General features: G+C 44.3%; 8 protein-coding genes. 1 reads left to right on the top strand and 7 read right to left on the bottom strand.

All coding sequences use genetic code 11. The features are described 5' to 3' along the window. From B5E82_RS15900 to pyrB, 7 genes are all read right to left on the bottom strand, one after another. On the bottom strand, positions 1-2807 hold a 2807-nt coding region (locus B5E82_RS15900), incomplete at its 3' end, for an InlB B-repeat-containing protein (protein WP_140393163.1). Between the two features lie 422 nt (positions 2808-3229). After that, positions 3230-4096 (bottom strand): tyrosine-type recombinase/integrase, encoded by an 867-nt coding sequence (locus tag B5E82_RS15905; RefSeq protein ID WP_442911315.1) that lies wholly within the window; start codon positions 4094-4096, stop codon positions 3230-3232. Between the two features lie 182 nt (positions 4097-4278). Beyond that, positions 4279-4620 carry a helix-turn-helix domain-containing protein gene (locus B5E82_RS15910; protein WP_087308517.1) on the bottom strand — a complete coding sequence of 114 codons (342 nt, stop codon included), beginning with the start codon at positions 4618-4620 and terminating at the stop codon, positions 4279-4281. Positions 4621-4790: 170 nt separating this feature from the next. Next, positions 4791-8468 (bottom strand): VWA domain-containing protein, encoded by a 3678-nt coding sequence (locus tag B5E82_RS15915; protein WP_087308518.1) that lies wholly within the window; start codon positions 8466-8468, stop codon positions 4791-4793. Positions 8469-8919: 451 nt separating this feature from the next. Further along, positions 8920-9762, bottom strand: coding sequence for a tyrosine-type recombinase/integrase (locus B5E82_RS15920; RefSeq protein ID WP_087308519.1), 843 nt, complete (start codon positions 9760-9762; stop codon positions 8920-8922). Positions 9763-10386: 624 nt separating this feature from the next. Beyond that, complete coding sequence (locus B5E82_RS15925; protein WP_087308520.1) at positions 10387-10827, bottom strand: aspartate carbamoyltransferase regulatory subunit; 441 nt, start codon at positions 10825-10827, stop codon at positions 10387-10389. Then, positions 10827-11744, bottom strand: a complete 918-nt coding sequence (pyrB, locus tag B5E82_RS15930; protein ID WP_087308521.1) for an aspartate carbamoyltransferase — start codon at positions 11742-11744, stop codon at positions 10827-10829. The genes B5E82_RS15925 and pyrB overlap by 1 nt, the downstream gene beginning before the upstream one ends. A 222-nt stretch (positions 11745-11966) precedes the next feature. On the opposite strand from pyrB, the gene B5E82_RS15935 reads away from it, so the two are divergent. Beyond that, on the top strand, positions 11967-12350 hold the full coding sequence (locus B5E82_RS15935; protein ID WP_087308522.1) for a PH domain-containing protein: 384 nt from the start codon (positions 11967-11969) through the stop codon (positions 12348-12350). Positions 12351-12416 lie beyond the last annotated feature (66 nt).

The raw sequence follows: 12416 nt of genomic DNA on the forward strand, positions 1-12416 counted from the left end.
TCCCATTCGAAATCCGCCGCAAACTTTGCCGGATCATAAAGCACATCTATACCGTCTTTAGTCGTCAAATCTGAATTTTTGCCATCGATTACCGCATCTTTCAGAATTTCGCTGTACGGTGTTCCATATGCGAAATCTCCCAGCTTTCTCTCAACAGCCGCCTCTTCCGTATTTCCATCCCGATAAATGTAGACGTATACCGGATATTCTTTAGCTACATACTTACCGTATAATTCGTATTTTTTAAGTACTGCGAGCGGCTCCGGCTCTCTCTTGGCTTCATTTCCAATATCGTCCTTGTCCTCATACCAGCCGTCGAAAGTATGGCCATCTTTGTCTCCTGGCTGCCAGAGTTCATAGTCCTCTATGTTTCTCGCTGTGATATATTCTGTATGGGTCTCTTCTCCCTCGATATGGTAATTTACCGCATATTGATCATATACCATACAGGTAATACGGTTCCAGTCGCTTTTTTGTACAACACTGCTCTCATCCAGTTCCCATTTAAGAACAGAACCATCTTTATACCATTTTTCATCAAACTCATAGCCGCTGGCCGACTTGTTTTCTGTATAGTATTCATCTAAATCTATATTTGCTGCGATATCACACATATCTGTTCCGAGCGGATATCTTCCAATCACTGCATCCTTCACGACCGGTTCTTCCGTATTTCCATCCCGGTAAATGCTGAGAACCACACGACCGGTTTCTTCCTCCGGAGTTTCGTCGTTGTCTACTGTTATATCGACTTTATCCTCCGGGTTCGTGCCATCCGGAAGTTCTTCTCCGTCATTTGTCTCAGCTCCTGTAATGGTGGCTGTATTATTGATAGTTGTATCAGACTCAACTTCCTCCTTCACCGTTGCTGTGATAGTCAGCACAGCATCAGCTCCACTTCCCAGAGAGGGAATTGTCCAGATGCCAGTCTCGCTGTTATATTGGTTAACAGGGACTGCACTGACGAATTCCAGGTTGAAATTCAGTTTTTCAGAAACCGTTATATTTTTCAGGTCTTTTCCCGTATTATTGCTGACCGTTATCGTATAACTAATAGTATCTCCGGGTTTCGCAGTCTCTTTATTGACTGTCTTATCGATTGTAAGGTCTGTCCAGTCGGTATCCGGAATAGTTGGTGTATTATCACATACAACAGTATAAGTAATTACGGCTCCTGCTGTAACTGTCCAACTGTTATTTTGATATTTCAGAGTAATCTTCTTGCCACTCTGATTTTCCGGTGACAAAGTATGTGATGCAGACATATCCACACTATACTTCTCTACATATTTTTCAGGAGATACTGTAATTGTACACGTATAACCGCTTTCAGAATCGCCTTCTACTTCACCAATGCAAAAAGAGTCTTCCAGCAGAGTATATGTCTTATTTGCATGCGATACCAATGTGTTGGTACAATCAACAGTCACCACTCCTTCCGTGAAAAGATCCATAACCTGCTCCTCTGTGGGCTTTGCAGGAGTGGTTGAAGTATTGTCCTGCCATACGGCGTAGAGAGTCTTGGAGATTAACGAGCCACTAACGTCATCTGCGTAATAACTTACCAAGCACGAGCCACCTGGCTGACGTGTTGCCTCTGATGCGTCAGCATCGTCTGCCCAGCCCCAAAAGGTATATCCTTCACGAATCGGAATCTGAGACGGGATGTTAAAGGTATGACTTCTTTCATATTGTGAGTTAGTCCCATATGTAAGTGTATTCGGCGCACCTGTACCTCCATTAGCATCAAACCTCAGTTCAAAATTCCAAGCATAATCACCTGTACCACCACTTTTCTCAAAGTAATAAGTTGCTAATCCACAAGAGCTATCTGGGGCACCATTACTTGTCAAGCCTGAGCCATTCTCTGTTTTTTTACCGCTACTGTTTCCAGTCCAATAGACGTACGCTACATCAGAAACATTCTCCCATAAATCCGATGCTTTCGGGAAGAAAAATTGTCCATTATTGTCCAAATATACCCACACCGTAATTTCGTTTCCATTTACGCTACGCACCTGATATCTATTGGAACCGTTATAAGAACTTACCCAGTCATTTTGCTGCACTTTTACAGCGCCAAAAGTTCCTCCTTCCGCATCAGTCGGCTGCAAAGTAACATATCGGCGTTGAACTGAAAGTGGTTTTATTCCTCCTGTCAAGCTATCTATGGCCTGTTGCATTATTGCCATCGCTCTCTGTACATCCTCACGCTCCAGTTCTTCTTCTGACAACGTTTCATAAGCATCCAAAGCTACGGCAGTTAATTCACTAAGATCAGTATTTGATATTTCTTCTGTATTCTCTAAACTTTCAAATGCATCTACCGCATCCAAGAATTTCTGTACATTACTAGAAATAGTTTCTGAAGTCTCCGTCTGCGCTTTCTTTCCTTTTTGGAGCTTCGCAATCCGAGACTTTTCGGTCTCCTGATTTTCTTCTTTCTCAGAATCTTTCCGCTCCTCTTCAGTTAAAGATTCCTCTTCCTTTTGCTTATCCTCGTCAGTCTGAAGCTCCTCTTCCTCCGGTTGCTTCTCATCCGTGGATTTCTCTTCCTCCGGTTGCTTCTCGTCCTCGGATTTCTCTTCCTCCTCCGTCTCATCTGCCGGGTCCTGAGCATCGATATCTTTCTTCGTCTGCTCTGTCTTCTCCGGCTCCTGTTCTTCTGGGTCCACTGCCGTCACAGTCTGCTCTGGCTCTGTCGCACTTGCGCTCAACGGCGAGGTTGACAGCAGGCTTAACACCATTACCAGCGTCAGCAAACCGGCCAGCGGACGTTTCCATGCCCTGCTTGCCTTTCTTTTCATTTTCACAACTCTCCTTTTTTGAACATTGTCATATTTCGGAGATACCACGTAATACGGATTATGTTGTACGTTTTAAGCGAAGTTTACAGGAATGCGCCTGAAAGCCAGAAAATTTACCTGCAATAACAGCAGGATTTTTAATACAGGCAGCAGAATTAGACCTCCAGACTGAAAAGTCTAAAACAGAACAGTTTATACACATAGAAAACCGGCCTGACATCTGAGACCGGCTGTTTTTCATGCCTCTTTATAATTTATATACTTCCAGCATTTCTGCTGTCCTCTCAGAAAGTACGTTAAAAGACACCAAAAAACATCCGTTATTACTGTTGATTTTTCTGACGGAAGATGCTAAACTATGTATAGTCAGATTTCGGAATCATATTTTATACAACATAATCCGTATTATGTTGTTTTTTATTTCACAAAATAAGCCCCAGGCGTTCTATCTGCCTTTGATGCTCACTTCCTGTGGAAATAATATAAATACGCGTTGTATTGATACTGGAGTGACCTAAAATATCCGCCAGTTTCGCAATGTCTTTTTTCATATTATAATAGGTTCTTGCAAACAGATGTCTCAGATTATGGGGAAATACTTTTCCCGGATTAACTCCTGCTTCCTGGCACAACGCTTTCATTTCTCTCCAGATATTACTTCTGTCCCAGGCTTTCCCACTTTCTGTTACAAAAATCGGTCCAGACCGAATTCTCTTTCTGTGTATATATTTTTTCAGGATTATCTGTAACTTCCGGGGAAGAAAAATCTGCCGGCATTTTCCCTTACAGGAAACCGATGCATTTCCACAAAGCACAGCTTCCACAGTAATAAATGAAAGCTCGCTGACTCGGATTCCTGTAGCACAAATAGTCTGTAGCGCGGCTTCCAGCCGGTCCTTTTTCTGTTTTCTGGCTGTCTCTACCAGCTTTCTGTAATCTTCCTTTGAAAGTTCTCTGTCCTGCGCACAAAATATCTGGTTCTGTATACGCAGCAAACGCACACAGCAGTCTGTCCAGCCGCAATAACGCAGGAAACTATTCACTGAAGACAAAATCGAATTGATGCTCCTCACAGCATAAGTTTCCTTCAGCTTTTCTTTATAGGCCATTACTCTCTGCCTGCTGATCGGACATCCTGACAGCCACAACTGAAACTCTCTGATATCTCTCATATATTTTTCTATTGTATTCCGGCTTTTCTCCTCTTCTTCCAAATACTTTCTGTAATCTAACAGCATACTCTCAGTAATAGTCCGTTCTTCCATCTGTAATTCCTCCTTATTCAGTATCTTTTCTATCTTCCTATTTTGCAGCAAATTTCATACTTCATACCTGTATAATTTTATATTTTTCCATTAAAAAAAGATATCCCTCAGACTGTTTACGGTCCTTGAAATATCCTTTTTTATTTAATTCTTATTTTTCAGATTACTTTTCATTTTTATTAGGTATGTATTTTCGTAGAGGCTTGCTATTCTGACAGATACACTTTCAGAAGTTCCATAGCCTTCTTCCGCTTCTTCTCATCACAGTTTCCCAGATAGAAAAGAATACTTCTGGAATCCTCGGGCAGTTCCTGTCTGTCTTCTTCTCCGAAAATCATATAATCCAGCGTGATGCCAAGGCAGTCCGCTATCTCAATCATGGTTTCCAGAGACATTCCACAGTAACCGCGTTCTATGTCCGCGTAGTATTTTTCCGCTTTTCCTATCTGCTCCGCCATCCTCTGCCGGGAAAGGCCCAGCCTTTCCCGGCAGCTACGGATGCGGGCTCCGGCCGCTGCTTTGCTGTATATGTGTTTTCTCTGCTGCATGCTTCAGCTCCTTTCTGTCTTCTCTTCTGTGTAAACCAAGCTGTTTTCCAATGCATAAAAAATGAAGGAACTGCCGCAGGGGCAAATTGTCTTTTTATGTCCCTGCGGCAGTCCCGGCTTTCAGTCTGCTGTCCGGTTAATATCTGACTGCTTAATCAGATATTTTCCTTTTAGCTTCTTTTCTTTTTGTAATATACCGTTCCAACTGTTCCCAGCACTGCTGCCGCAATAATCAGCGTCACCACCGGAAGCAGAATATTGGTCTCATCTCCTGTCTGCGCAGACGTGGTCTGGGTCGGTGAGCTGGAGCTTCCGGAACTGCTTCCGGAGCCGCTGCCTGAACCTGAGCCTGAACCAGAACCCGGATCGGACGGGGTGGTGGGTGTCTCTGTTCCGCCAGCGGTTACTGTGTAGGTAACTTCAGGCTTCGGGAACTTCTCGCTGCCATCTCCTCCATCTGTGGATTCATAGATAAGTGTTGCGTCCTCATTGGTCGGTACGGTGTAGCTTCCCTCTGCAGTCTCCTTATTCACCAGTTTCAGGGTATAGGTGAGTTCGAGGGGTTTTGCGCTTTCAACCGGTACATTGATATCCCAGACAAACTGTTCTCGAGAGTCTCCGTTTGTGCCGTTCGGGTAGTAAGTCACGGAATACGGATACTCATTTCCAGTCTTTGTGCCAAAGTACACGGTGTTGCCGGAAACAGTGGTGTTCAGTTTTTCTCCGCCTGCTGCCAGCTCGAAGCTGCCTACGCCGGTCAGGTCAAAGTTATTGCCAATGATGTCGGTGACAGTGCCGGACATGATATCGTAGAGGATGGTGTTCTTTACGTCATTGAACATGCCATCGATAGTTTCATCTGTTGCAGTACCAGATATGCCTCCTACTGTATTCAGGCTAGAAACAAAAGCTGATGCCCACGGATACGACACCTTATATCCTGCATTACCAGCACTGACATCCGCATAAGCATATGCAGAATATCCAGCAGCAATAATATTTTCCCATTCTTTTACAGCTCTGTATACTGCTGCATCATTTGCGCTGTAATGATCTTTCAGGACTTCTCCAGAGATATAATCTCCTTCTTCAAAGCCTGCGTTAACATACGTTGATTCGTACATATGTCCCTTTTCGTCTGCTTGATATTGGCCAGCGCCATATTTATGCTGATATTCATCAATATCTTTGCTGATTGCAGCGCCATGGTTTTCATACCATTCAGAAATGTTTTCAAATTCAGCATAATAGGATTCTGTGTCCGAATGATGGACTGTCATCATATCGTTACCAGCATTAATAGATTCCTCTCCATTAGACGCAGACTCACTGTAAATAGTCATGCCGTCGCCCCACTGATAGGTAATGCCATCCGTCACGAGAACCAGATGATTATCCTGTCCCTTTCTTTCATCCAGTAGCTCCTTTCCCTTTGATAAGCCCAGCTGAATATTGGTTCCGGATTCATTCTTTTTCTCATTAATAGCTGCTTTTATTCCTTCGATAGTGTCAGTTGTCAGTTGTGTCCAGTCTTTTGTGATGCTTACTGTTTTCTCAAAGGTTACCACAGCTACATTAACGACAGCCTCCGAATCAACCTGCGTCAGCAGTTCATCAAGCATCTTCCCAGCCTCTTCGCGAACGTCCGTACTGGTAGACTTGTCCAGGACGAATACCACGTTGGATTCAAGACGTCCCTGTCCTGCTCCTATTTTCAACGTAACCGTTGTCTGGTCATTCGCATCCAGATCTGTTGCCGTCTTATCTACAGATACAGAATCATCCGAATCGCCCGGTTCAGGATCTACAGGAATATTCGATTTTTCTGTATATTTCCATTCTCCAGTAATAATCACATCATCATCTGCAATAATTCCTTTAGATGGATCTGACCATTCACCTAATGTATAAGTTCCTGTCACATTTCCTTCTTCGTCATGTACATAAAGAACAGTACCAGGCATGGTATTATCTACTTCATACGTGTCGCCAGTATTTAAATTTTCAATGCTCTTTGGTATCTCTGGGGTAAGCAAATTCCCTAGTGAATCATAAAATACTGTATTTTCCGGCAGTCCAATCCACTCATATCTTACTGTATACATTCTAGCATGAGCAGCTTTTAAGCCAACTGTAGCTTTATTATCCTCTGTAACGGGTGTATACTCGCTGTAATATTCCTTTTCTGTAGATACAACACCTTGTCCAGGGATTATCGTATAATCAATATATTTTTCTCCCCACTGATACCGTCCAGTTAAGCCAGCTTCATAACCATCGTGATACCAGCCGGTAATGGCATATCCATCAACACTGAGAATCTTATCTCCTCCCATTGCCGAAGCCGCCGGCAGAGATAAGGTCGCAGAGCCATTCTCAGCGACATGTACATCATCGCCTATGGATGATGCTATATTATTATAAAGAACAGCTCCTTCCGCCACCTTAACAGTCACACCATTATTTGCACTGATTCCCCCGCCAGATGACCCTGATGTATTGCCAGTAATAACAGCTGATGTTTCAACCGAAAGTACCTCTGATGTACTTGGCGGATTTTTTTCCGAATTAACATTTTGAATATAAAGTCCACCGCCAGATGATTTGGCTGTATTATCACGGACAGTTCCGCCAATCGTAACGCCTCCCCAGTTAGTACTGTAAATGCCACCGCCATTTGCGTCTGCAGTATTTCCGGTTATTTCACCGCCTTTCATTATAAAGCGTGATCCATTTCCGACCAAAGAGATACCACCGCCATTTCCACTACTTGCTGTTTGCCCATTAATGCTGTGATTATTGGTAATCACTCCACTCTCCATTGTAAATGTGGACGTAGATTTATAAGTCTCAAAATTCGCCGCTCCCAGTGCAACTCCGCCTCCCGACATTGCCTCATTTCCACTGATAACGGTTCCATCTTTTATTATACAAGAATTTGATTTTTCACCTAAAGTTGACTGATAGATTCCTCCTCCATTTGCAGATGCTACATTATTGGTAATTTCAGTACCAACAATCGTCACCTGAGCTGCACCAGAGATATAAATACCAGCTCCATTAACCGCTTCATTTTCTGTGATAATGCAATCCTCAACAGTAAGATTTACCGCTCCTTCCACTTGTATTCCGCTGGATGTTCCGCCGGTGATTGTACCGCCTTTTATCGTTACATCCGCCGCTGCGTCTGTTTCAACACTGAGAGTACCTGTCAGCGTATGTCCATTTAAATCTAAAATCAGTTTTTTTGTAACGGTAACAGTTTCTTCCGTATCCTCCATCAATGTGACTGTACTGCCTTCTTCTGCCGCATTTACAGCAGCCTGCAGTGTGTCATAAGAAGCATCTCCTGCTGCTGCCGTTTTGGACTGCAACGACTGTTCATCCAGACTATTCACCACAGCAGGAACTTCCTGTATATTATCCGTATTTTTCTTTTCATCAAGAGTCTGCACAATTTCATCAGATTCTTCTCCGTTAGGCTGCTGTGTAGTCTCCAGATCATCATCATCTTCTTCCGGCTCCTTTACGTCGTCAGAAGCATTCTGGCTTCCATCCGTACTCTCGGGACTGCTTGAAGAATTGTCCGTTGAATCATTCTGGGACTCATCTGCTATTTTATCTCCAGAATTATCCAATGGAACATTCAGATCTTCATTTACAGGGTCCTGACTCTCACCAGACTCCATTTCCTCCACATCATTTTCTGGCTTCATCTGCATAACACTATCATCAGGCTCACTCGCACTCGCACTCAGCGGCGCAGACGACAACAGGCACACCACCATTGCCAGTGTCAGCAGACCGGCCAGCGGACGTTTCCACGCCCTGCTTGCTTTCTTTTTCATTTTCACAACTCTCCTTCTTTGTGCTTTGTCAAGTTCCGAAAATGAGGCACGAAGGTACTACATAATGGTGATTATGTTGTACGTTTTAAACGCAGAGTCGTAAAAACAATATGACATGAGGGAAATATGCTGCCTGCAAAAACTGCTGCATTGTTTTATCGGAGTAAATAGCTTCCAGACACAGGAAGCCAAAACAAAAAACGCATACAGTCTGTACTGTATGCGGATAGGGCCGGGCAGGTCTTTGACCGGTTGTTTTTTCATACATTTTTTTACATTTTTCTGATTCTCCGAATTTTCCTGCCCTTTTTCTCAAAAATACGTTAAAAAACACCGAATAACCTTCGTTATAGCTGTTGATTTCTTAGAAAGGAAATGGTAAACTATGTATAGTCAAATTTCGGGAAACGCACTTGGTACAACATAATCACCATTATGTTGTTTTTTTATGTCATATCACAAGCCCCAGACGGCTGATCTGCCGCTGGTGTTCTCTTCCCGAGGATATAATATAGATGCGCGTGGTATTGATGCTGGAATGTCCCAGAATATCTGCCAGCTTTGCAATATCCTTTTTCATATTATAATAGGTCCTTGCAAACAGATGGCGCAGATTGTGCGGAAATACTTTTTCCGGGTTAACCCTTGCTTCCTGGCACAGCGCTTTCATTTCTCTCCAAATGTTGCTTCTGTCCCAGACCTTCCCGCTTTCTGTTACGAAAACCGGCCCTCTCCGGATTTTCCTTTCCCGAATATACCGCCTTAAAATAAGCTGAAGCTTATGAGGAAGAAAAACCTGCCTGTATTTTCCTTTGCAGGATACCTCGGCGCTTCCCCGGAGCACAGCCTCCACCGTAATAAAAGAGAGCTCACTGATTCGGATTCCGGTAGCGCAGACGGTCTGCAGTGCCGCTTCCAGCCGGTATTTCTTTTTTCTTCTGGCAGCCGCCACCAGCCTTCTGTATTCTTCCTTCGACAATTCTCTTTCCTGCGTACAAAACACCTGATTCTGTACCCGCATCTGACGGACGCAGCAGTCTGTCCAGCCGTAATGCCGCAGAAAACTGTTAATAGATGAAAGCATAGAATTAATGCTCCGTACTGCATAGTCTTTTTTCAGCGTTTCTTTATAAGCCAGCAGCTCCTGCCTGCTAAGCGGGCGGTCTGACAGCCAGACCCGAAACGCGCGGATGTCTCGCATATATTTTTCTATGGTGTTTCTGCTCTTTTCCTCCTCTTCCAGATAATCTCTGTAATCCCTCTGCATAGTTTCCGTGATGTACCTGTTTTCCATTCTAATCTGTACCTCCTGTTGTTTTTTACGGCAGAGCCGCCCTTCTTAAGTTTGCTGCTATTTTTATTTTTCATACCCTCAGTTGGAAAAAACACACCCGCTCCTTGTCAGCTGAGGGTACCTGCCGGCTTTCTATTTCCCATAAATAAAAGACGCTTCTCAAGCCTTTTGGGGCCTTTGAAGCATCTTTTGCATTTCTTCCCGGATTCCTAAGAATTTCTTAATTCTGATTATACTTTTTTTATAGACTGGACACAATTTAGCCTTAATTCTCTGGTATAGTAATAATCGTAGCAGGAACACATATCAGTATTTCATTCATAACACTCAGGGGCTTCCGTGAGGAAGCCCCACTCCCTCGAAATCAACGCAGGAACGCCTTATTACAACCGGGCGCCCTGCTTTTTTATTATCCCTCTATGAATAACAGTTTTCTGCTCCTCCCGGGTATTTAAAAATAAAACAGCTCTTCCTTCACAGCGCGCTCACGACCTTGCCTATATAATGGCTGTCAGACAGTCATTCAGCAAAAAAGCATCCCTCCGGTCTTTTCAGACCTTCGGGATACTTTCCTGTCAGCTGTCTTTCCTGCTCATCTATATTTATGTTCTGTTTGTTTCCTGTCTATTTTCTCTCGTACTTCTCTTCGCAGTATTTGCAGCGGTACACTTCCTTGCGGGGATCGGTCAGAATAAATACCTGATCCAGCTCCTGCTCAATGGAGGTAATGCAGCGGGGATTCTTACATTTGATAATATTGCGGATTTCTTTCGGAAGGGTCAGTGTAGACTTTTCTACCACTTCATCGTCCTTTACAATATTTACTGTAATATTGTGATCGATAAAGCCCAGCACATCCAGATCAATGTAATCAATGGGGCACTCAATTTTCATAATGTCCTTGACTCCCATCTTGGCGCTGCGGGCATTTTTGATAATCGCCACGGTGCAGTCCAGCTTGTCAAGGTTCAGGTACTTATAAATCTCCATACTCTTGCCGGCCTGGATGTGGTCCAGCACAAACCCCTCGGAAATCCGGCCTACATTCAATACGCTCTTTCCCATTACACATTCACCTCCAGCAGTGTGAGAATCAGGGCCATGCGGACGTATACGCCGTACTGAACCTGCTTGAAATACGCAGCGCGGGGATCGCTGTCCACTTCTACAGAAATCTCATTTACTCTGGGAAGCGGATGCAACACCAGCATATCCGGCCGGGCCAGTTTCATTTTTTTCTTGTCCAGAATATAGAAATCCTTCAGACGCACGTAATCCTCTTCATTGAAGAAACGCTCTCTCTGCACTCTTGTCATGTAAAGCAGATCAAGGTTTCCGATAACATCTTCCAGACGCTCTACCTCCTGATACTTTTTGCCGTTTGCTTCCAGCACATCTTCCCGGATATAATCCGGAATCTTCAGTTCCTCCGGGGAAATACATACAAAATCAATATTCTCATACCGCACCAGCGCCTTAATCAGCGAATGTACCGTACGTCCGAATTTCAGATCGCCGCACAGACCGATGGTCAGATGATCCAGGCGGCCTTTCAGGGACCGGATCGTCATCAGGTCTGTCAGAGTCTGCGTGGGGTGCTGATGTCCGCCGTCGCCTGCGTTGATCACAGGAATCGAGGATACGGCTGTCGCTACCATAGGCGCGCCTTCTTTCGGATGACGCATGGCACAGATATCAGCATAACAGGAAATCATACGAATCGTATCGGAAACACTTTCTCCTTTGGATGCAGAACTGGAAGCTGCGCTGGAGAAACCTAAGACCTGGCCGCCAAGATGAATCATAGCGGATTCAAAGCTCAATCGCGTTCTTGTACTCGGCTCATAAAACAGAGTCGCCAAAACCTTTCCGTCACAGGCATGTGCATATTTTGCAGGATTCTTCTCAATATCTCCGGCCAGATCAAGCAGCTGATCCAGCTCCTCCACAGAAAAATCCAGCGGGCTCATAAGATGTCTCATAATTACCTCCCACTTTTTCTATCTATAAGATGTCTATCCACCCGAATACGCCATGTATTCAGGCCGGAACTTTTCCTGTACTATGTTACATCAAAACCTTTTTAATTTCAATAAATATATTTTGCAAATCTCGCTTTTTTCCGGTATACTTCTCTATAGATACACTGCAGAGAGCCGCAGCCCCGGGTCCGGGGCGGAAAAGCCTGCGGAAAGGAGTCTGACATGGAGTTCAAAGAGAGAAAACGCTGGGTATTTTTAGGCCTCCCCTTTACCTTTACCACTTACACGGTAAAAGAGGATCTTGTAACGATAGACGAGGGGCTTCTGAACCGGAAAGAAAATGACTGTTATATGTACAAGATTCAGGACGTAACCCTGAATACCAGTCTCATGGAGCGGATATTCGGCCTGGGAACTGTCGTCTGCAGCACCGGAGACACAACTCATCCGAGACTGGAGCTTGCCCATATCAAAAACGCCAAAACCATCAAGGATTTTATTCTGGAGCGGTCCGAGGAACAGCGGCTGAAACGGCGCACACTGAATACGCAGGATATCGGCGCAGACCGCGATGTCGATCTGGAAGAGGACGAGCTCAGGGATTAGACCTGGATTTCTGTTGTATAAAAATCAGGCGGGACGCATCGTGCCATACGGCATGATGCGTCCCGC

This window comes from Lachnoclostridium sp. An138 (assembly GCF_002160765.1).
Lineage (GTDB): Bacteria > Bacillota > Clostridia > Lachnospirales > Lachnospiraceae > Laedolimicola > Laedolimicola faecalis.